This is a genomic window from Blastococcus mobilis (genome assembly GCF_900188025.1).
Taxonomy (GTDB): Bacteria; Actinomycetota; Actinomycetes; order Mycobacteriales; family Geodermatophilaceae; genus Blastococcus_B; species Blastococcus_B mobilis.
Map to the genome: position 1 here is coordinate 98,186 of NZ_FZNO01000010.1, position 21,096 is coordinate 119,281.

Consider the following 21,096-nt stretch of genomic DNA (forward strand, 5'->3'; position numbering starts at 1 on the left):
ACCGCCCCCTCGTGACGATCGATCGGCTGCATGCCGCCCGGGACATCGCCGTCGAGACCGGGACCGACCTGCTGGTGCTCACGCCCGGCTCGGACCTCCGGTATCTCGTGGGCTACAACGCCCACCCGCTGGAGCGACTGACCGCCCTCGCGGTTCCCGCGCGGGGCGAGGCCTTCCTCGTGGTTCCCCGGCTGGAGGCGCCGATGGTCGAGGCCAGCCCGGCCGGGAGCCTCGGGCTCGACGTCCTGGCGTGGGACGAGACCGACGATCCGTTCGCCCTGCTGGCCGGTGCCGCCACGGCCCGGTTGAGCCGGTCCCCGGGCCGCGTCGCCGTGGGCGCGCGCAGCTGGGCCGAGCATGCGCTGGGCGTCCAGCGCGCTCTGCCGGGATCGGAGCTCGCACTCGCCAGCCCCGTCATCGACCGGCTGCGCATGGTGAAGTCCGCGGCGGAGGTCGAGGAGCTGGCCCTGGCCGGTGCGGCGATCGACCGCGTGCATGCGCGCATGGGGGAGTGGCTCCGGGTCGGGCGCACCGAGGCCGCGGTCGGCGCCGACATCGCGGCCGCGATCCTCGAGGAGGGCCACGTGAGCGTCGACTTCGTCATCGTGGGGTCCGGTCCGAACGGCGCGAGCCCGCACCACGAGCTGTCCGACCGCACGATCGAGGCCGGCGACCTGGTCGTCGTCGATCTCGGCGGTGGGACGTCCACGGGTTACCGCTCCGACTGCACCCGTACCTACGTCGTCGGCGGCTCGCCGGACGCCGAGGTCGCCGAGTGGTACGGCGTCCTCCAGGCCGCGCAGCAGGCCTCCACCGCGGCGGTGCGCCCGGGCGTGACCGCCGAGGAGATCGACGCCGCCGCCCGGCAGGTCATCGCCGACGCGGGCTGGGGGGAGCACTTCATCCACCGCACCGGCCACGGCATCGGGCTGGACACCCACGAGGCGCCCTACATCGTCGCCGGGAACGACCTGCCGCTGCTGCCGGGCATGGCGTTCTCGGTCGAGCCGGGTATCTACCTGGCCGGGCGCCGCGGCGCCCGCATCGAGGACATCGTCGTCTGCACCGAGGACGGCGTCCGCCTGCTCAACAACGGTCCCCGTGAACTCGTCGAACTCCCCGGCTGAGCCGGGCGCCGGTGGCGTGCCGGCCGCCGACGTCGATCGGGCCCTGCTGGCCGCCCTGGCACGGGACGGCCGGGCCAGCTACACCGACCTGGCCGAGAAGGTCGGCCTGTCGGTCTCCGCGGTGCACCAGCGGGTGCGGCGGCTCGAGCAGCGGGGCCTGATCACCGGGTACCGGGCGACGCTGGACGCCAAGGCCCTCGGCCTCCCGCTGACGGCGTTCGTCTCCATCACACCCATCGACGTGGCCCAGCCCGACGACGCCCCGGCGCGGCTGGCCCACCTGACCGCCATCGAGGAGTGCCACTCCGTCGCCGGCGTGGAGAGCTACATCCTCAAGGTGCGGGTCGCCTCGCCCGACGCCCTCGAGCACCTGCTGCACGACATCCGGGCGGCGGCGAACGTCACCACGCGGACGACGGTCGTGCTGTCGTCGTTCTACGAGAACCGCCCGCCGATCTGACCGCGCCACGAGCTGGACATCGGTTCGAACGTGTGTTCGCATGGACGCCATGCGATGGGACGCGCAGCGGCTGGACCTGCCCGAACCCGCGCTCCTGCCGGGGATGCCGAGCATCCGGGGGCTGCTGCGTAGCGTGCAGGTGCCCGAGTTCCCCGGCCTGACGTTCCACGAGGTGCGGGCGCAGAGCGCCCTGAACCATGTGCCCGGCGAGTCGGCGATGCCGTTCCCGTGGACGATCAACCCGTATCGGGGCTGTTCCCATTCGTGCGTGTACTGCCTACGAGGTGACACGCAGGTCCTTCTGGCCGACGGGCGCCGGCGACCGATCGCCGAGCTGCAGGTGGGGGACCGGCTCATCGGCACCGAACGCCGGGGCACGTATCGGCACTACGTGCAGACCGAGGTTCTCGCCCACTGGGCCACGGTCAAGCCGGCCCACCGGGTGAGCCTGGAGGACGGGACGGAACTCGTCGCGAGCGGTGACCATCGGTTCCTCACCCCCCGCGGCTGGAAGTACGTCACCGGCGCCATGGCCGGGCGCGATCGTCGTCCCCACCTGACGACCAACGACGAGCTGCTCGGCTTCGGCCGGACGGTGGAGTCTCTCGCCACGTGCCCGGTCGAGGGGATCGCCGTCGAGAGCGACGCCGCCCTCCGGGTCAGCGACATCCAGGCGCTCGGACTCGAGATGCCCATGTACGACATCACGACCGGAACCGGCGACTTCATCGCCAACGGCGTCATCAGCCACAATTGCTTCGCCCGCAGAACGCATGAATGGCTGGAGCTGGATACCGGCCGCGACTTCGACTCCCAGGTCGTCGTCAAGACCAACCTCGTCGACGTCCTGCGGCGGGAACTGGCGCGACCGTCGTGGACGCGCGAGCACGTGGCGCTCGGCACCAACACCGACCCCTACCAGCGCGCCGAGGGCCGCTACACGCTGATGCCCGGCGTCATTCAGGCCTTGGCCGAGTCCGGCACACCCTTCTCCATCCTCACCAAGGGCACGCTGCTCCGGCGCGACCTCGCGCTGCTGACCCAGGCGGCGCGCCAGGTTCCGCTGGGGCTCGGCGTCTCCATGGCCATCTGGGACGACGACCTGCACCACGCCCTCGAGCCAGGTGTGCCCACACCGCGGGCCCGCCTCGACCTGGTCCGTGCCCTCACCGACGCCGGACTGTCCTGCGGCGTCTTCATGGCGCCGGTCCTGCCGGGCCTCACCGACGGGGTCGAGCACCTCGACGCCGCGATCGCCGCCGTCGCCGCCGCAGGCGCGACCGGGCTCACCGTCCTGCCGTTGCATCTGCGCCCGGGTGCCCGCGAGTGGTTCATGGCCTGGCTGGCCCGCGACCACCCCGAACTCGTCCCGCGGTACGAGCAGCTCTACCGCCGAGGCGCCTACGTGCCTGCCGAGTACCGCGGCTGGCTGTCCGCGCGGGTGGCGCCGCTCCTCGCGAAGCACGGCCTCGACCGCCAGTCCGGCGGCACCGCCCGCAACATCGTCGACGCCGTCACGGGGATCCCCGGCGACCCCGCGGGCTCGTTCCCGATCGGCAGCCTGGCCACCGGCGGCCTCCCTGGCGTCCGGCCGAAGAGGGCCACGGCAACGCGTGGCCCGGCGGGGCCGGAGCCAGCGGACCAGCTGTCCCTGCTCTGACCGCCCCGGTTCAGCCCACCAGCCGATGACCCCGGTTCACTGCGCGGGCAGCCCGCACTACGCCGCGCGCCGCCACCGGCGGCGCCCCGGCGGCCAGGGCCAGGCGCCGGTAGGAGTCGTAGGAGAGCTCCCGGTAGGCCGCAGCGAGTTCCTCGGCATGGGCCTGGCGTGACGGGGCGGCGGTGGCCCGCAGGTGCTGCGCGGTCCGGCTGGCGTGCTTGGTGAACGTCGCCTGAAGCGCCTGGTTGGACAGCCGGCCGCCGATCCGCGAGTCCAGGCCCGGCCCCCGTCGCAGCGCCGGCAGCACCCACGGGCTGTCCGCCAGGGCGGGGAAGCGGCTCCGCACCGCTTCCCAGGCATGCCACGCGGTCAGGGCGCCGGGCACCGACCACTCACCGTCGTCGGTGGAGAGGAGCAGGCGGCGGGTCGTGGCGCGCACCTGGTCGCGGCGCAGTGGCCGGAAGGCGGCCACCGGCGCCGGCCAGCCCAGGGCGATCGCGCACCACGCCACCGCCCGCAGGTGCTCGGGGTCCTGGGTCCGGACCTGGGTGAGCGGACGCAGATCCAGCTCCGGCGGATCGGGCTCCGGCGTCGGGACACGCGGCAGCGCGACCCCTCCGTACCGGGCGACCTTGCTGTACAGGGCCACCGTGGCCGGCTTCCAGCCGCGCGCTGCCGTGAGCGGTTCGAGGCCCGTCTCGCTCAGCTGATCGGGTCCCAGGCCGAGCTCGAGTGCGGCCTCGGCCAGCCGGCGCCACTGGGCGGCGTACCCCGGTGGCGCGTCCAGGCGCCGCCAGGCTCGGGCCGGGGGAGGGGCCGGCATGTCGGGCAGCGGCTGCTGCCATCCACCTCGCATGACGTGACACTACCGTTATCCCTAACAAAAGTGCACCAAGAATTCGTGGTCACCTGCCGAAGAAAGTCACCGGCGCCCTCCGGGCGCCATAGCAGCAATCGTGGGAACTGCGGTGGCGTTCGCAGGGCGACCAGGAGGGAGAGCGGGACCGCAGGTACCGCCAATGTCCATATCAAAGTTGGGGATAACGGTAAGGGGATGTGCGCCGCCCCGATGAATGGCCGGGATGCGTCCACCCGGCGCCGATTCGCGACGCTGACGATCATGGGGACGTGCGGACGGTAGGTGTCGAGGAAGAACTGCTCGTGGTCGACGACGACGGCCGGCCGGTCCCGCTGGCACCCGACGCCCTGGAGGTCGCGTCCCGGCGGGGCGAAGGCGAGAACCCCGCGGAGCACGACCGCGCCGAGCGAGACGGCAGCCAGGCGGACGGCGGCGGGCCCGCGGCCCACCTGATGCCTGAACTCAAGGCGCAACAGCTCGAGCTGGGCACGGCGGTCTGCCACAGCCTGTCCGAGGTGGACGGCGAGCTGCGGTTCTGGCGCGCCCGAGCCCGGTCCGCGGCAGCCGCCACCGGTGCGCACGTCGCGGCGTTGGCCACCTCGCCCGTCCCGGTCAGGCCCGTCCCGACCGAGGGCGACCGCTATGCCCGGATGCTCGACGCCTTCGGGCTCACCGCCCGGGAGATGCTCACGTGTGGCTGCCACGTGCACGTCTCGGTCGCCGACGACGACGAGGGGGTCGCCGTCCTCGATCGCATCCGCATCTGGCTGCCGGTGCTCACCGCCCTCACCGCCAACTCCCCGTTCTGGCAGGGGGAGGACACCGGCTACGCGAGCTTCCGGTCCCAGGCATGGCACCGGTGGCCCTCCGCGGGCCCCAACGAGGTGTTCGCCGACGCCGCGGCGTACCACCGGCTGATCGACCAGGTGCTCGCCACGGGGACCGTCCTCGACCCCGGCATGGTCTACTTCGACGCCCGCCTGTCGGCCAGCTGGCCCACCGTCGAGGTCCGCACCGCCGACGTCGCACTCCGCGTCGAGGACGCCGTCACCATGGCCGGGATCGTCCGCGGCCTGGTGGAGACCGCCGCCCGCGACGCCCGGGCCGGGCATCCGCCGCCCGCCGTCCCCGCGGCGGTGCTCCGCGTCGCCGCCTGGCGGGCCGGCCGGTCCGGACTTACCGGCGACCTCGTCCACCCCCTCACGGGCCGCCCGGCGCCGGCAGCCGACGTGCTCGGCGCCCTGCTCGACCACGTCCGCCCCGCCCTGGCCGACGCCGGCGACGAGCAGCAGGTGGCTGACGGCCTCGGTGCGCTGCTGCGGCGAGGGACCGGCGCCGACCTGCAGCGTCGGGTCCACGAGGAGACCGGTGACCTCACCGCGGTGGTCCGCGCCGCCGTGGCGCTCACCGCCGGCCGACCGGACGGCACCGCCCAGGCGGCGTACGGCACGACCGGCTAGATTCCGCCCATGTACACCGCGAGCTGGCGCGACGTCGTCCGCCGCAACCTCTTCGGCGCCACGCCGCCCCGGCGGGACCGTCCCTACCGGATCGTCATCCGGATCTGCCTGATCGTCTTCCGGCTGTTCCGCTTCCGCTTCGACGTGCGCGGCTCCGAGCACGTGCCCGCCACGGGTGGGGCGATCATCTGCAGCAACCACGTCAGCTTCTTCGACTTCACCTTCCTCGGTCTGGGCGCTCTGCCGCAGCACCGGCTGGTCCGGTTCATGGCGAAGTCCCCCGTGTTCGACCACTGGTTCTCCGGCCCGTTCATGCGGGCGATGCAGCACATCCCCGTCGACCGCAAGGCCGGCGCCGCCGCCTTCGAGGCCGCTGTCCGTGCCCTGAAGGACGGCGAGGTCGTCGGCGTCTTCCCCGAGGCCACGATCAGCACGAGCTTCACCGTGAAGGACCTCAAGGCCGGCGCGGCCCGCATGGCGGTGGACGCCGGGGTGCCACTCATCCCGGCCGCCGTCTGGGGCGGTCACCGGGTCGCCACCAAGGGGCACAAGGTCGACCTCCGTCGCGACGTCGCGGTCACCGTGATCCTCGGCGAGCCGCTCGTCCCCGGGGCGGGGGAGAAGCCGCAGGCGCTGCTGCGGCGCACGCGGGCCGCGATGGAGGCCCTGCTGGACGAGGCCCAGCGCACCTATCCGCAGCAGCCGGCCGGTGACGACGACCGCTGGTGGCTGCCCGCCCACCTGGGCGGCACGGCACCCACGCCGGAGGAGGCAGCGGTCACGGACTCGGTCCGCGCCGCCGGCAAGGAGGTGACCGCGGAGCGGCCGCACCCGCTGAAGCGTCTCGCCGCCCGGCTCGGCATCCGCCGCTGACCCGGGTCGCTCGCCCCCCGGTCACTCGACGACGACGGGCGCCATCAACCGGAATGTCTCCAGCTCCACGTCGTACCACCGGCGGAAGCGCCCGAGGGGCTGCATGCCCAGCCGGGCGCACACCGCCATCGACGCCCGGTTCCCCGGGCGCACGACGGCATAGACCTCCGGCACGCCGGCGGCGAACCCCCGCTCGATCACCGCACGTGCGGCCTCGGTCGCAAAGCCGTGGCCCCAGGAGTCGGGGTGCAGGTGCCAGCCGACCTCCACCTCGCCGACCCCGTTGGGCAACGGCTTGAACAGCACCGTTCCGGCGACCGAGGCATCGCGGCGCTCGATCGCCCAGCAGCCGTAGCGCTCGTCCAGGACGCTCACCTGCGCCCACCGGGCCACCAGCTCGGCCGGCGGTACGGACGGCGTGCCGCCGACCCAGCGGGTGATCTCCTCGCGGGTGTAGATGTCGGTGAGCCGGGCGATGTCGCGGGGCGACGTCGTCCACGGGCGCAGGCGCAGCCGTTCGGTCCGCAGCAGTTCCCCGCCGATCGCCCCCACGGGCGGTGCCTACCCCCGCAGCAGTAGTGCGGACACCCGTGTACCGCTCGCGTTCAGCCCAGCAGATCGGCAGCCGAGGCTGCCCGCGAGCTCGCGGCCCGCAGCTCGGCGGCCACCGGATCGTGCTCACGCTCGGCCCACCACTGCTGCCCCCGCTCCGGCAGGGTCCGGATCGGGTCGTAGTAGGTGTAACGACGGTCGAGCGCCGCCTCGTCGGTGCGCTCGATCCCGGTGCGGTAGTTCTTCGTCCAGTAGCTGATGCCGCGCTCACGGTCGTACTCGGCCACCTGGTGCACCCAGCGCTTGCCGACGTAGGGGACGTCGCACACGATCCGGGGGGTCGCGAAGCCCGGCAGGTAACCCATGATGTCGTGCTGCAGGGTCTGCGCCTGCGCCAGTGACACCCGCCAGTGCTCGGCGCTGGGGATCATGTCGCACATGTAGAAGTAGTAGGGCGTGATCGAGGCGCCGTCCTGGAGCGCGAAGCACAGGTCGAGCAGCTGGGTCGCCGCCGCGTTGACGCCCTCGAGCAGCACCCCCTGGTTGCGCACGTCGCGCACGCCGGCGGCCAGCATCGCCTTCGCCGCCTCCGCCACCAGCGGGGTCACCGACTGCGCGGCGTTCACGTGGGTGTGCACGGCGAGGGACACCCCGCGCTCCCGGGCGGTGGTGGCCAGCCGGGTCATGCCCGCGACGACGTCGTCCTGCAGCCAGTGCTGCGGGAGGCCCATCAGCGCCTTCGACGCCAGCCGGATGTCGCGGACGGACTCGATCTCCAGCAGGCCGGCGACGAACGCCTCGAGGTTCTTGAAGGGCAGGTTGGCGACGTCCCCACCCGAGACGACGACGTCGCGGACGCCGGGGGTTCGCCGCAGGTACTCGAGCATCGCCGTCTGCCGATCGACCGGCTTGAGCTCGAACTTCAGCTTGGGGACGGCGGGCGTCGAGTTGCCGACCAGATCCATGCGGGTGCAGTGGCCGCAGTACTGCGGGCAGGTCGGGAGCAGTTCGGCCAGCACCTTGGTCGGATAGCGGTGCGTGAGGCCCTCGACGGCCCACATCTCGTGCTCGTGCAGGGAGTCGCGCGCCGCGTAGGGGTGGCTGGCCGCCGCACCGGGAAGCCGGTCGGAGGCCACCGGGAGCATGTAGCGGCGCACCGGGTCGGCCAGCATCGCCGCGGTCGAGGGGACCTCGGTCGGCACCATCGTGTTGAGCATCTGCGGGGGCAGCAGCAGCGACATCGTCGCGCGGCCGGCCTGGTCGGCCTCGACGTCGGCGTAGAACGACTCGTCCAGCAGATCGCCGTAGACGCCGCGCAGCTGGCGGAGGTTCTTCACGCAGTTGACGCGCTGCCACTGGGCGCTGCGCCACTGCTCCGCTGTGACGTCCGCGAAGCCGGGGAGCCGCCGCCAATCGGGCTCGACGAGTTCCCGCGCCGAATACTCATAGGGCTGTTCGAGCACGGTTCCGCCTCCTTGACTCGTCGATGCGGGGATCCGCAACACGGGGGACCTTACGGGAATATCTTCGGCAAAGCCGCCATGACACGATAGCTTCTCCTGCATCGGACGGGTGAGACAGGAGAGTCGTGTGCCGGGATCGGAAGAACGTGCCCTGGGCGTGCACCGGGTGCTCGAGCCGGAGGGCGTGCTGCCCCAGGCAGCCGTCCGACTGGACGCCGCCCCGGCGGTCGGGCCGGACGAGGTGCGCATCGCGGTCCAGCGCCTGAACCTCGACGCCGCCTCCTTCCGCCAGCTCTCGGAGTCCTGCGGCGGCGACGGCGCGGCCGTCCGGTCGGCCGTCCTGGAGATCGTCGCGGCGCGCGGGAAGATGCAGAACCCGGTGACCGGATCGGGCGGCATGCTCATCGGCGTCGTGGACGCCGTGGGCCCGGAGTCCCCGCTGGGCCTCGAGGTCGGGCAACGGGTGGCCACGCTGGTCTCGCTGTCGCTCACCCCGCTGCGCATCACCGACGGCCTGGCGCGCTGGGACGGCCGCTCGGAGCAGGTCCCGGCGGAGGGGACGGCGATCCTGTTCGCCCGCTCGATCGCCGCCGTGCTGCCCGACGACCTGCCCGACGCCGTCTCCCTCGCCGTCCTCGACGTCTGCGGGGCGCCGGCTGCGACCGCCCGTGTCGTCGCGCGGACCGGGGCGCGCTCGGTCGTCGTCGTGGGAGCGGCGGGGAAGTCCGGCTGCCTGTCGCTGGCCGCCGCCCGGGCGGCAGGGGCGGACCAGCTCACCGGCCTGGTGCGCAACGACGCGGAGGCCGCCGCGCTGAGCGCCTCCGGCCTCGCCGACCGGGTGCTGGTCGCGGATGCCACCGATCCGCTCGCCGTGGCGGCGGCCGTGGGCAGACCCGTCGACGTCACCGTCGTCTGCGTCGACGTGCCCGGCGCCGAGCACGGAGCGGTCCTCGCCACGGCCCAGGGAGGCACCGTGGTCTTCTTCTCCATGGCCACGTCCTTCTCGGCGGCGGCCCTGGGCGCGGAGGGGATGGCGGCGGACGTGACGATGCTGGTCGGGAACGGCTACACGCCCGGGCACGCCGCCCTGGCCCTCGACCTGTACCGCTCGTCCCCGGGGGTCCGGGCGCTGATCGATCCGCGCGTGGGCGAGTGAGCGGGCGCAGCACGGGCGAGGCCGTCCCGGTGACCGGGTCCGACGCGCGCCGGCGTGGCGGCGCCGTGAGCCTGCTCGTCACCGAGGTGACGGTCGGCGACCGGCCCGGCTGCGCCGTCCACGTCGTCGACGGCCGGATCGCCTGGCTGGGCGACGCCGCCGACGCGCCGGCCTCCGGCCGCGTGATCGTGGGGGAGGGGGCCCTGCTCACACCCGCCTTCGTCGACGCCCACATCCACGCCACGTCGACCGGTCTCGCGCTCACCGGACTAGACCTCTACTCGAGGGTGAGCCTGGAGGCGGCCACCGCAGCCGTCAGGGAGCACGCCGCTGGCGCGCCCGACGGCATCCTGCTGGGCACCGGGTGGGACGAGACCGGCTGGCCGGAAGGGCGCGGCCTGACCCGGCACGACCTCGATGCCGTGGTGGGGGAGCGGCCCGCCTACCTGGCGCGGGTCGACGTCCATTCGGCCACGGTGTCGACGGCGCTGCTCGATCGCATCCCCGGTATCACCGGCCTGCCGGGCTACGACCCCGACGGGCAGTTGCGGCTGGACGCCCACCACGCCGCCCGCCGGGCCGCCTACGGCGCCGTGGACGGCGCCCAACGACGGGCCGCTCAGCGGGCCACGCTCGCTGCTGCCGCCGCGCTGGGCATCGGCAGCCTGCAGGAGATGGCCGGGCCCGAGGTGTCCGGCGCCGACGACCTCGCGGACCTGCTCGCGCTGGCCGCCGCCGAGCCCGGGCCCTTGGTGCTGGGGTACTGGGGAGAGCTCGCCGAACGTGGGGGGCTGGACCTCGTCCGGGAACTGGGGCTGGCCGGTGCCGGGGGCGACCTGTTCTGCGACGGCGCCTTCGGCTCGCACACCGCCGCGTTGTCGGAGCCCTACACCGACCGCCCCGGCACCAGCGGCGCCCTGCGCTTCGAGACGGCGTCGCTGGTCCACCACGTGCGGGCCTGCACGGAGGCCGGCATCCAGGCCGGCTTCCACTGCATCGGCGACGCCGCGGTGAACCAGGTGCTCGACGCCGTCGGAGCCGTCGTCGACGAGCTCGGGGCCGCGGCCGTGCGGGCCTGCCGGCACCGGCTGGAGCACCTGGAGATGGCCGACGACTCGGTGATGGACCGGATGCGCGCGTGGGGGATGGTCGCCAGCGTGCAGCCGGCGTTCGACGCCGCCTGGGGCGGGAACGCCGGCATGTACGCCGAGCGGCTCGGCCTCGAGCGTGCCGCGGCGACCAACCGGTTCGCCGACCTCGCCGACGCCGGCGTCGCGCTGGCGCTGGGCAGCGACGCGCCGGTCACCCCCTTGGACCCGTGGGGCGGGGTGCACGCCGCGGTGGACCACCGGACGGCCGGTTCGGGCCTGCGCCCCTTCGACGCGTTCGACGCGGCCACCCACGGCGGCTGGCACGCCGTCCGGTCCGAGCACGCCGCCGGCCCCCTCGCCGTCGGGGCCCCCGGGCACCTGGCCCTCTGGGCGACCTCGGACACCCTCTCGACCGTCCTCGCTGAACGGGCGCGCCCCGCCTGCCGTCTGCTGCTCGTCGACGGAGACCCGATCGGAGACCACCCATGACGCCCCCTCGGGGACCTTCTGCACAGAAAGTTCCCGAGGAGGACCGGACTTTCGGTACCGACAGTCCGGAGAAGGGAGATGTGCGGTGAACACCCTCACGCTCGACCCGATGCTCGTGGCCCGTGCCCGGGAGCTCGCCGCCCTGGCGGCCCAGCCGGTCGTCGACCTGGCGCGGCGGCACACCACCGTGTCGGTCGAGCGGGCCGTACTGCGGCTGGCCGGCCTCACCGGCACCGACCCGGTCACGGGGGAGGGGCGCCTGGAGGACCGGGTGCCCTGGGCGAACCGCGTCGTCGACGCCGTCCGCGACCAGGTCGGCCTGGCCTCGGGGGTCGCGCTCCCGGTGTGGCACGCGCTGGCCTCGGGCGCGGCGCCGTCCCTGCAGGCCCTGGCCGAGCAGGTCGGCGCCGGGACGGCCCGGTTCGAGGTACCGACCGGCACCGACGCCGAGCGAGCCCGGGACGCGGCGCACGCCGCCGTCGGTGGGGGGATCGCCCGGATCGACGCCAACCGCCGGCGTCGGGAGGAACTGGTCGCGCTGCACGGCAACCCGCGGCGCCGCCCCTGGATCTACCTGATCGTGGCGACCGGCGACATCCACGAGGACATACCGCAGGCCCAGGCCGCCGCGCGGGCCGGCGCGGACGTCATCGCCGTCATCCGCTCCACGGGGCAGTCGCTGCTGGACTACGTCCCGGAAGGGGCCACCCGCACCGGGTATGCCGGCACCTACGCCACCCAGGAGAACTTCCGGCTCATGCGGGCCGCCCTGGACGACGTCAGCGCCGAGCTCGGCCGCTACGTCCGGCTGACCAACTACGCGTCCGGGCTGTGCATGCCGGAGATCGCCGTCCTAGCCGGGCTGGAGCGGCTGGACATGATGCTCAACGACGCGATGTACGGGATCCTCTTCCGCGACATCAACCCGCGGCGCACCTTCGTCGACCAGCGGTTCAGCCGGATGGTGCACGCTCGCGCCGGGATCATCATCAACACCGGCGAGGACAACTACCTCACCACCGCCGACGCCGTCGACGAGGCACACACCGTCACCGTCAGCCAGCTGCTCAACGAGACCCTCGCCCACGAGGCAGGGCTCGAGGACTGGCAGCTCGGCCTGGGCCACGCCTTCGAGATCGACCCCGAGCGCGAGGAATCCTTCCGGCTGGAGCTCGCGCACGCCCTGCTGGCCCGCGAGCTCTTCCCGGATGCGCCGCTGAAGTGGATGCCGCCCACGAAGCACATGACCGGCGACGTCTTCCGCGGCTACCTGCTCGACGGCTTCTTCAACCTGGCGGGTGCGCTCACCGGTCAGGGCATCCTGCTGGTCGGGATGATGACGGAGGCCGTGGTCACCCCGTGGCTCTCCGACCGCGACCTGGCGCTGCGCAACGTCCGCTACGTCCTGGACGCCGCCGGCAACCTGGCCGAGGACTTCGCGCCGCCCCCGGGCGGCTTCATCGACCGCCGCGCCGACACCGTGCTGCGCGAGGCGGTCGACCTGCTCGGCCGGATCGCCGAACACCCGGACGGCCTCATCCAGGCCATCGCCGACGGCACGTTTGGCATCACCAGGCGGCCGGCCGACGGCGGCAAGGGCCTGGACGGCGTCGTCGAGCTCGCCGCCGACGCCTACAACCCGGCACTGGAGCTGCTGTCGACGAAGGAGACCGCTCGTGCCTGAGCACGGCCGAAGTGGCCACGAGGGCCGCCCGGGGACGATCGGGTCGATCATCCGGCCCTACGGGGACACGACGGGTGACGGGATGGTGCAGACGTCGTTCACCCTTCCCGTGCCGGCCGGTCCGAAGGCCGAGGGCGCGGCCCTGCAGCTGGCGAACAAGATGGGCATCGAGCCCGCGATGGTCGTGCACAGCCACGCCATCGACAGCGGCTACACGTTCTTCGTCGTCTACGGCAGCGTGCAGCACCTGGTCGACCTCGACGCCGTCGTCGTCGAGGAACGCGCCTACCCGCTGCTGTCGTCGTCGGAGATCAACGGCGCGATCCGCAGTCGGCTGGGCCGCAAGCTCGTCGTCCTCGGGGCCTGCATCGGCACCGACGCCCACACCGTCGGCATCGACGCGATCCTCAACGTCAAGGGCTTCGCGGGGGAGAAGGGCCTGGAGTACCTGCGGGAGATGGCCGTGACGAATCTCGGCGCCCAGGTCACCGTGCCCGATCTCGTCTCGCGGGCCCGCGCCGCCCGCGCCGACGCCGTCCTCGTGTCCCAGGTGGTCACACAGAAGGACGCCCACCTGCGCAACACCCGCGAGCTGGCCGCCGCCTTCCGGGAAGCGATGGGGACGGCGCGGCCGCTGCTGGTCGTCGGTGGTCCACGCTTCGACCCGGCGATGGCCGCCGACCTCGGCGTCGACAAGGTTTTCGGCCGGGGGACGACGCCCGGCGAGGTCGCCAGCTATCTCGTGCACGCACTGATCCCTTCGGAGGAACCCGCATGACCGAGCCCGACCCCCGACTGGGCCTGACCGTCACCCACCGGCGCTACGTGCCCTACGCGCACGCCCACTACGGCGGCGCGCTGGTCGACGGCGCCTACACGCTGGGCCTGTTCGGGGACGTCGCCACCGAGGTCGCGATCGTGATGGACGGCGACGAGGGGCTGCTCGCCGGCTACTCCGAGGTCCGCTTCCTGGGGCCGGTCCGGGCCGGCGACGTCCTGGAGGCGACCGCCGAGGTGGTCCGCATCGGCCGCCGCAGCCGGGAACTCCGCTGCACCGCACGGGTGGCCGCCCGGGCCGAGCCCGAGCGCGGGGCATCCGCCGCGCGGGTCCTGGAGACCCCGGAAGTCGTGGTCGAGGCGACGGCCACCCTGGTGGTGCCCGGGCCCGGCCCGGCCTGACTCCGACACTGCAGTCGGCGTAACGATCGGATCACAGTCCCTCTCTTGATCACCGATCGTATCGATCCGGTCGCGAGCCGTTCTTACAGTCGCTGCAGTTCATCCGGGAGCACCGTGACACGCTCCTCCGGACGGATCCGTACGGCCTCCCGGCCGCGCGGGAGGCGCGCCGCGCCGCCCCGCGCGACCGGGCCGAAGAGGCCTCCGGACCGGCGGAGGACCGACGACCGGCCACCCCGGCGGGGCCCACTCGGATCCGCGTCATCAGACAACGGTCGAGCCGATCGCCGCCAGCGACCGGCCGTCCGGCCCGGAGATGCAGGTCCCGTGCGGCGCACCCGCCGGCCGCTGAACCCGGTTGGGGGAAGGACCGCAGAAGGACCCCGTCCTCCCCACCCTTCGCGAGCTCAGGGTGGGACCCGGGACGGGGCCGTACCGGGGTGGGATGCTGGGTCAGGACCGCGGCCGAGGACGCGGCGGTCCGGACCCCGTCCGATCGGCACGGGGCGGCGTCGCGGTTCCCGGTACGCACCGGGAGCCGGAACGGGTTCCAGGAGGCTGTGCGTGCCGCAGGAGCAGGGCAGCCGGTGGCCGGCACGCTGATCCGGCCGGCGCCCCCGGAGACGCATCCACCGAGCGCCCGGGGGCGCATGCGGTGGCCGTGGCGCACTCTCCTCGCTGCCGCCGGCGGCCTGGTGCTCGTACTGGCGTTCCCCGGCTACGACCTCGTCTGGCTGGCTCCGCTCGGTCCGGCGGCCCTCGCCCTGGCCGTGCGCGCCCAGCGGCTGCGCTCGGGGCTCTGGCTCGGCCTGGTGTTCGGCCTGGCATTCTTCGTCCCGCTCCTCTCCTGGACCGGCATCTACGTCGGTCCCGTCCCGTGGCTGGCCCTCGCGGTCTGGGAGGCGGCGCATCTCGCGGTCCTGGGGGGCGCGCTCGCCCTGACGTCCGGCCTGCGGCTCTGGCCGGTCTGGGGGGCGGCGCTCTGGGTGGCCGACGAGGCTCTCCGCGGCCGATTCGTGCTCGGCGGCTTCCCCTGGGGGCGACTGGGCTTCAGCCAGACCGAGGGCCCGCTCCTGGCGCTGGCCGCCTACGGCGGGGTCCCGCTGGTCAGCTTCGCGGTAGCCCTCACCGGGACGCTGCTGGCCGCTGCCGCCCTCGCCCTGGGCCGTCTGTGGCGCCCGGTGGCGGGGCAGCGGCGCACGGCGGCCCGCACGGCCGCGCTCGCGCTCGCCGGAGTGATCGCCGTCCCCCTGGTGGGAGCCCTGGCCTGGCTGCCGCTGCCCGGGCCGTCGCTCACCGAGGGCGGGCCCACGGCGACCGTCGCGGTCATCCAGGGCGACGTGCCCCGCGCCGGCCTGGACTTCAACGCCCAGCGCCGTGCGGTGCTCGACAACCACGTCCAGCGGACCCTCGAGCTCGCCGAACAGGTCGCCGCGGGGGAGCGGCCCCGGCCCGACGTGGTGATCTGGCCGGAGAACAGCTCGGACATCGACCCGTACACCAACGCCGACGCCGCCCGGCAGATCGACCGGGCCGCGACCGCGATCGATGCCCCGATCCTGGTCGGGGCGATCGTGCAGGGGCCGGGACGGTTCATCAGCAACACCGCGATCGTCTGGGACCCGGCGAACGGTCCGGGGGACACCTACGTCAAGCGGCACCCGGTGCCGTTCGGGGAGTACGTGCCCGCGCGCTCCTTCTTCCGCCTCTTCAGCAGCCAGGTCGACCGGGTGCACGACCAGCGGGCCGGCGACGAGGTCGGGGTCCTCGATATCGGGGGCGTCCGGCTGGGCGACCTCATCTGCTTCGAGGTCGTCTACGACGGGCTGGTGGGCGACGTCGTCGACGGCGGCGCCGGGATGATCGTCGTCCAGACCAACAACGCCACCTTCGGGTACACCGACGAGAGCGCCCAGCAGCTGGCGATGAGCCGGCTGCGGGCGGTGGAGTTCGGCCGGTCGGTCGTCGTCGCGGCCACGAGCGGCATCTCGGCGATCGTCGCCCCCGACGGGTCGATCCAGCGGTCCTCGGAGCTGTTCACCCCCGCGGTCTTCGTGGAGGAGATCGCCCAGCGGGACTCGACGACCGTGGCGCAGCGCCTCGGGGCGGCTCCGGAGTGGGTGCTCTCCGCCGTCGGCGCCGCGGCAGTGGTCGCCGCCGCCCGCCCGGGGCTGCTCGGCCGGCGAGGCAAGGGCGGGGCATGATCGGCCGCGTGCTGGTCGTCGTCCCCACCTACAACGAGGTCGAGAACCTGGAGCCGATCCTCGAGCGGCTGCACGCCAGCGTGCCGGGGGCGCACGCCCTGGTCGTCGACGACGGCTCGCCCGACGGCACCGGCGAGCTGGCCGAGAAGCTGGCCGCGCGCGACGAGCGGGTCCACGTGCTGCGCCGCAGCGCCAAGCTGGGCCTCGGCCAGGCCTACGTCGCCGGGTTCCGGTGGGCGCGGGAACGCGGTTACGACGTCCTCGTGGAGATGGACGCCGACGGCTCGCACGCCCCCGAGCAGCTGCCCGACCTGCTGGCCGCCCTCGGTACGGCGGACCTGGTGCTCGGTTCCCGGTACGTCGCCGGGGGAGCGGTGACGGACTGGCCGGTCCACCGCCTGCTGCTCTCCCGGGCGGGCAACCGGTTCACCCGCTGGGCGCTGCGCCTGCCCCTCACCGATGCCACGGGCGGCTTCCGGGCGGCCCGGGCCGAGCTGATCGACCGGCTGCCCTTCGACGACGTGGCCAGCCAGGGGTACTGCTTCCAGGTCGACTGGGCCTGGCGGGCGGTGCGAGCCGGAGCCGTTGTGGCGGAGGTGCCGATCACCTTCACCGAACGGGCGTTCGGCAGGAGCAAGATGAGCGGCTCGATCGTTAGGGAGGCATTGGTACGGGTCACCGTGTGGGGCCTGCAGGACCGGTTGGCCGATTGGCTGCCGTGCCGCGTGCGCCGGCCCGTGCCCGCACGGGCCGGGCGGAGAGGGGCAGGGCATCGTGAGTGACACCGTGGGACGGCGGGTGCGTCTGGTCGCCGGGTTGCTGGTCCTGGCCGAACTCGTCGTCTACGTCCTCGTGGCGCAGTGGATCGGCGTCGGCTGGACCATCCTCGCCACGCTGGCCACGAGCGCCCTCGGCTGGGTCCTGCTCGCCCGCCAGGGCACGAAGGCGCTGGCCGACCTGCGCGAGCGCGCCCGCACCCGCCGATCGCCCGGCGCCGAACTGGGCAACGCCGGGCTGGTCGCGGCCGGCGGTCTGCTCATGATGCTGCCTGGCTTCATCGGCGACCTGGTCGGCCTGCTGTGCCTGCTGCCCGGCACCCGGAACCTGGTGCGCGGCGCGCTGACCCGGCTCGTGCTCGCGCGGCTCCCGGTAGGGCTGCGCCCGCCGGTGCGGGTCGAGAGCGTGCGGACCGCCGAGGTGCCCCGCAGCGGCGACGTCCGCACCGAGGGCTCGGGCAGTTCGCGGCTGGTGATCGAGGGCTCCGTGGTCGAGGGGGAGGCCGTGCGCGGCCCGGACGGCGGACCGCTCTCCTAGCGGAGCACGCGGAACCGCAGGGTCGTCCGCACCCCCTCCTCGTCGACGCCGAGCTTCGCCAGGCGCACGGCGCCGGGAGGAAGGCCGTCGAACAGCCGTCGGCCTTCTCCCAGCAGGACCGGCATGACGTCGACCCGCAGCTCGTCGACCAGCCCGGCGGCCAGCAGCTGCCGGTTCAGGTCCGCTCCGCCGAGGACGGTCACCGCCTTGTCACCGGCCAGCTCGGCCGCCCGACGGACGGCGGCCTCGATCCCCTCGGCCACGAAGGTGAAGAACAGCCGGTCGTTGCGCTTCGGCTGCCGCTCCGGGGACCGATGGGTCACAACCACGATCGGCACCTGGAACTCGTAGCCGTCGGCGTACACGTCGGGGTCAGGAGCCATGTCGAAGAAGCGCCGTCCCATGAGGGCGGCGCCCGTCTCGGCCTGGGCCGCCTTCATGTACGCAGAGTCTTGGAGATCGTCGACGTCGGCGTAGAGGGCCGAGATGCTCCCGTTCGCGTCCTCGAAGAACCCGTCCAGGGAGACGGTCATCCCGCCGATCACATGTGTCATGCCGGTAGGACCCCGGGGGACCGGTGACCTCATCGCGGACGCAGAACGGCCCCGGTGAATCTCTCCACCGGGGCCGTCAGCACGACGCTGGAACGGCTCGCCTCCGGGGGCCGCCGCGAGCTCGCGAGCGGTGGGGAGGAGGCGGGTCCTTCGTCAGCTGGCGCGGGTCCGCCGGCCGCGCAGCACGTCGAGGCGCTCGGCGAGGACCTCTTCCAGGTCCTCCACGGAACGACGCTCGAGCAGCATGTCCCAGTGGGTGCGCGGGGGCTTGACCTTCTTGGGAGCCGGCTCGGCGCCGCCGACCAGCTTGGCGGCGGATCCGTCGAACTTGCACTCCCAGGTGTCGGGAAGCTCGGCGTCGTCGGCGAACGGCACCGTGAACAGGTGACCCGACGGGCACCGGTACTCGGCGTACTGCCGGTCGATCGGCGCCGTGTTCCGCTCGGTCTCGTAGCTGACGCTGCCCAATCGGCTGCCGCGCAGGGAACGCTCGCCCATGGCACACCGTCCTCTCGCTCGTGGTGTCGGTCGCGACTCGATATCCCGGCGACGAGGGCTTACCCACGATGCAGGGGAGTCACAGAGATGAACGACAGAAATCGCGGAAGGATTCCGTCGAATCGGTGGTCCATCATCGCATGGGGTCGGTTCCGGGCCGCCACTGCCCCCCGGAGGGGTGACCCGACCGCCTCAGGACAGGACCAGTTGCCCCGGCCCGGCCGCGGTGGGGCCCAGCTCCCCCTGGACGTAGTGCCGTCGGCAGAGCACCTGGTAGCGGACGGCGGGGGAGGCCGACACGGTGGCGGAGTGGTCTGCGGTGGCGGAGTGGTCTGCGGTGGCGGAGTGGTCTGCGGTGGCTGAGTGGTCTGCGGTGGCGGAGTCGGCCGCCACCGTGTCGGCCACCACGACCGTCTCACCCGAGCGCACCATCGCCCCGTCCACCACCCGCGCGTTCAGGAGCCCGGGGAGCCCGCACCAGCACAGGACCTCGACCTGCACCCGCTGCACGTCGTCGGCGAGCTCCAGGAGGCGCTGGGTGCCGGGGAAGAGCCGGGTCCGGAAGTCGGTGGTCAGGCCGAACGCGTAGACGTCGACGTGCCACTGGTCCACGAGCTCGGCGAGCTGGTCCACCTGCACCCCGGTCAGGAACTGTGCCTCGTCGACGATCAGGTAGTCCACGCGGCGCCCGGCGGCCCAGCGCTCGCGTACCAGCAGCCGGAGGTCGGTGCCGTCGTCGATCTCGGTCGCCTCGCGCGAGAGCCCGACCCGGGAGCTGATCTGCGGGGCGGAGGACCGCTCTCCCTGGGTGACCAGCAGCCCGTGGCGGCCCTGCCGGCTGTGGTTGTGGTTGACCTGGAGCGCCAGCGTGGACTTCCCGCAGTCCATCGGCCCGTGGAAGAACCGCAGGTGAGCCGGCGCCGGGTGCCGGCGCCGGTCCCCGGAGGCCGGCACGGACGACAGGTCGGGCAGGACGGGGGAGAGGGCGGTGCCGTCGGGGACAGGCTCCGCGACATCGAGGGTCACACACGCTCCGGTGGGGTGTTGCCGGCCTCGACGATCGCCTGGCGCATGTTCAGCTTCGCCAGCAGGAACCCGCCGGCGACGAAGAAGAACACCAGACTGAAGATCGCGTTCCGGTAGGAGCCGCTCAGGTCGTAGGTCAGGGCGAACAGGAACGGTCCCAGCCAGGAGGTGCCGCGGTCGCTGATCTCGTAGAAGCCGAAGTACTCGGCCTCCTTGCCCGGCGGGATGAGCTGGCTGAACAGCGACCGGGAGAGCGCCTGCGTGCCGCCCATGACGAAGCCGATGACCACGGCCAGGCAGTAGAACTGGACGGCGGCACCGGCCTGCAGGAAGTACGCGGCGACCAGGACGCCGGTCCAGACGACCAGGGCCCCGAGCACCGTGCGCTTGGCGCCGATGCGGGCGGCGATGCGGCCCAGGGCCAGCGCGCCGAAGAAGGCCACGACCTGCACGAGGAGGATCGCCGATACCAGCGTGGTCTGCGAGAGCTCCAGTTCCTCGCCGCCGTACTGCGCCGAGACCGCGATGATCGTCTGCACGCCGTCGTTGAACAGCAGGTAGGCGCCCAGGAACCACAGCGTCAGCGGGTAGCGGCGCAGGTCCTTCAGCGTCGCGCCGAGCTGCCTGAAGCCGCCGGAGAGCGCGCCGGCCGACCGCCCCGCAGGCACGACGTGCCGGGGCGCACGGTTGCGCAGCAGCGTCACGCTCACGACGGTGAACCCGGCCCACCAGATGCCGGCCGAGGCCAGGCAGATGCGCACGGCGTCGCCCTCGCTGACGCCGAGGCTGTCGTGCATCGTGAACAGGGCCAGGCTGGCCGCCAGCAGCACCGCGCCACCCAGGTAGCCGAAGGCCCAGCCCCGGCTCGACACGGCGTCCCGCTCGTCCGGGCCGGCCAGGTCGGGCAGCCAGGAGTAGTAGACGACGGTCGCGGCCCCGAAGCAGAGGTTGGCCACGATGTAGAGCCCCGCGCCGAGCATGTACCGCTCGTCCGCGACGAAGAACAGCGCCATGGTGCACAGCGAGCCCAGCGTGGCGAAGCCCGCCAGCAGCTGCCGCTTGTGCCCGGTCCGGTCGGCGACCGCCCCGGTCAGCGGCAGCACGAGCACCTGCAGGATCACCGACGCCGAGACGACGTAGCCGAAGAACGCCCCGGCGGAGATCCCGATGCCGAGCGGGAAGATACGCCCCTCGGCGTCGGCCGCGGACTCGGCGATCGACGTCAGGTAGGGGGCGAGGAAGACGGTCGTCACCGAGGTGTTGAAGACTGACATGGCCCAGTCGTAGGAGTACCAGCCGAAGCGTTCTCGCTTCAGGGCCCGGTCGATGGGCTGATCGACGGGCCCTGTTCCGGCGGCCGGTGGCGCGGTGGTCACGGCCGCAGGTTTCCAGCCGCGGGACGGCGGGTCCAGCACCGCAGCGCGCAGCGTCGTCCATGTCCGCCGTC

20 protein-coding genes are annotated in these 21,096 nt (G+C 73.3%); 13 read left to right on the forward strand and 7 right to left on the reverse strand.

Annotated elements, in window-relative coordinates; genetic code table 11:
* Positions 1 to 11: 11 nt before the first annotated feature.
* Genes CHB94_RS10920 through CHB94_RS10930 form a run of 3 tightly spaced genes read left to right on the forward strand, consistent with a single transcriptional unit; the run spans position 12 to position 3,247 of the window.
* Positions 12 to 1,127, forward strand: coding sequence for a M24 family metallopeptidase (locus CHB94_RS10920; protein WP_089336600.1), 1,116 nt, complete (start codon positions 12 to 14; stop codon positions 1,125 to 1,127).
* Positions 1,102 to 1,587, forward strand: coding sequence for an Lrp/AsnC family transcriptional regulator (locus CHB94_RS10925; RefSeq protein ID WP_089336601.1), 486 nt, complete (start codon positions 1,102 to 1,104; stop codon positions 1,585 to 1,587). Before CHB94_RS10920 ends, CHB94_RS10925 begins: the two co-directional genes overlap by 26 nt.
* Positions 1,588 to 1,627: 40 nt before the next feature.
* Positions 1,628 to 3,247 carry an Rv2578c family radical SAM protein gene (locus CHB94_RS10930; protein WP_254920568.1) on the forward strand — a complete coding sequence of 540 codons (1,620 nt, stop codon included), beginning with the start codon at positions 1,628 to 1,630 and terminating at the stop codon, positions 3,245 to 3,247.
* A gap of 10 nt (positions 3,248 to 3,257) precedes the next feature.
* Here the strand turns inward: CHB94_RS10930 and CHB94_RS10935 are convergent, their stop codons facing one another.
* Positions 3,258 to 4,103 (reverse strand): hypothetical protein, encoded by an 846-nt coding sequence (locus CHB94_RS10935; protein ID WP_089336602.1) that lies wholly within the window; start codon positions 4,101 to 4,103, stop codon positions 3,258 to 3,260.
* A 272-nt stretch (positions 4,104 to 4,375) separates the two neighbouring features.
* On the opposite strand from CHB94_RS10935, the gene CHB94_RS10940 reads away from it, so the two are divergent.
* Positions 4,376 to 5,566: a carboxylate-amine ligase gene (locus CHB94_RS10940; protein WP_089336603.1), complete on the forward strand. Its 1,191-nt coding sequence runs from the start codon at positions 4,376 to 4,378 to the stop codon at positions 5,564 to 5,566.
* Between the two features lie 9 nt (positions 5,567 to 5,575).
* The gene (locus CHB94_RS10945; RefSeq protein ID WP_089336604.1) at positions 5,576 to 6,439 is read left to right on the forward strand and encodes a lysophospholipid acyltransferase family protein; all 864 of its coding nucleotides are present in this window, start codon (positions 5,576 to 5,578) and stop codon (positions 6,437 to 6,439) included.
* 21 nt (positions 6,440 to 6,460) lie between these two features.
* Here the strand turns inward: CHB94_RS10945 and CHB94_RS10950 are convergent, their stop codons facing one another.
* Entirely contained in the window at positions 6,461 to 6,991 is a 531-nt protein-coding gene (locus CHB94_RS10950) for a GNAT family N-acetyltransferase (RefSeq protein ID WP_089336605.1), read from the reverse strand.
* Positions 6,992 to 7,044: 53 nt separating this feature from the next.
* Entirely contained in the window at positions 7,045 to 8,454 is a 1,410-nt protein-coding gene (locus CHB94_RS10955; RefSeq protein WP_089336606.1) for a KamA family radical SAM protein, read from the reverse strand.
* 127 nt (positions 8,455 to 8,581) lie between these two features.
* Between CHB94_RS10955 and kdd the strand changes: the two genes are divergently transcribed.
* From kdd to CHB94_RS10995, 8 genes are all read left to right on the forward strand, one after another.
* A complete protein-coding gene (kdd, locus tag CHB94_RS10960) occupies positions 8,582 to 9,610 on the forward strand; it encodes an L-erythro-3,5-diaminohexanoate dehydrogenase (RefSeq protein ID WP_217899264.1) in 1,029 nt (342 codons plus the stop codon).
* Positions 9,607 to 11,190, forward strand: coding sequence for an amidohydrolase (locus CHB94_RS10965; protein ID WP_254920569.1), 1,584 nt, complete (start codon positions 9,607 to 9,609; stop codon positions 11,188 to 11,190). Before kdd ends, CHB94_RS10965 begins: the two co-directional genes overlap by 4 nt.
* An 85-nt stretch (positions 11,191 to 11,275) precedes the next feature.
* The gene (kamD, locus tag CHB94_RS10970) at positions 11,276 to 12,874 is read left to right on the forward strand and encodes a lysine 5,6-aminomutase subunit alpha (RefSeq protein WP_217899265.1); all 1,599 of its coding nucleotides are present in this window, start codon (positions 11,276 to 11,278) and stop codon (positions 12,872 to 12,874) included.
* Positions 12,867 to 13,652, forward strand: a complete 786-nt coding sequence (gene kamE, locus CHB94_RS10975; protein ID WP_254920570.1) for a lysine 5,6-aminomutase subunit beta — start codon at positions 12,867 to 12,869, stop codon at positions 13,650 to 13,652. Before kamD ends, kamE begins: the two co-directional genes overlap by 8 nt.
* A complete protein-coding gene (gene kal, locus CHB94_RS10980; protein WP_089336607.1) occupies positions 13,649 to 14,053 on the forward strand; it encodes a 3-aminobutyryl-CoA ammonia lyase in 405 nt (134 codons plus the stop codon). The genes kamE and kal overlap by 4 nt, the downstream gene beginning before the upstream one ends.
* 587 nt (positions 14,054 to 14,640) lie before the next feature.
* The gene (gene lnt, locus CHB94_RS10985; protein WP_254920571.1) at positions 14,641 to 16,257 is read left to right on the forward strand and encodes an apolipoprotein N-acyltransferase; all 1,617 of its coding nucleotides are present in this window, start codon (positions 14,641 to 14,643) and stop codon (positions 16,255 to 16,257) included.
* Positions 16,254 to 17,039: a polyprenol monophosphomannose synthase gene (locus CHB94_RS10990; protein WP_089336608.1), complete on the forward strand. Its 786-nt coding sequence runs from the start codon at positions 16,254 to 16,256 to the stop codon at positions 17,037 to 17,039. Before lnt ends, CHB94_RS10990 begins: the two co-directional genes overlap by 4 nt.
* A complete protein-coding gene (locus CHB94_RS10995) occupies positions 17,032 to 17,571 on the forward strand; it encodes an FxsA family protein (RefSeq protein ID WP_254920572.1) in 540 nt (179 codons plus the stop codon). Before CHB94_RS10990 ends, CHB94_RS10995 begins: the two co-directional genes overlap by 8 nt.
* On the opposite strand, the gene CHB94_RS11000 is transcribed toward CHB94_RS10995, so the two are convergent.
* From CHB94_RS11000 to CHB94_RS11015, 4 genes are all read right to left on the reverse strand, one after another.
* Positions 17,568 to 18,125: a dihydrofolate reductase family protein gene (locus CHB94_RS11000; protein ID WP_089336609.1), complete on the reverse strand. Its 558-nt coding sequence runs from the start codon at positions 18,123 to 18,125 to the stop codon at positions 17,568 to 17,570. The genes CHB94_RS10995 and CHB94_RS11000 overlap by 4 nt on opposite strands.
* Positions 18,126 to 18,278: 153 nt before the next feature.
* Entirely contained in the window at positions 18,279 to 18,623 is a 345-nt protein-coding gene (locus tag CHB94_RS11005; protein ID WP_089336610.1) for an RNA polymerase-binding protein RbpA, read from the reverse strand.
* A 192-nt stretch (positions 18,624 to 18,815) separates the two neighbouring features.
* A complete protein-coding gene (locus CHB94_RS11010) occupies positions 18,816 to 19,649 on the reverse strand; it encodes a thymidine kinase (protein WP_089336611.1) in 834 nt (277 codons plus the stop codon).
* The gene (locus CHB94_RS11015) at positions 19,646 to 21,025 is read right to left on the reverse strand and encodes an MFS transporter (protein ID WP_089336671.1); all 1,380 of its coding nucleotides are present in this window, start codon (positions 21,023 to 21,025) and stop codon (positions 19,646 to 19,648) included. The genes CHB94_RS11010 and CHB94_RS11015 overlap by 4 nt, the downstream gene beginning before the upstream one ends.
* Positions 21,026 to 21,096 lie beyond the last annotated feature (71 nt).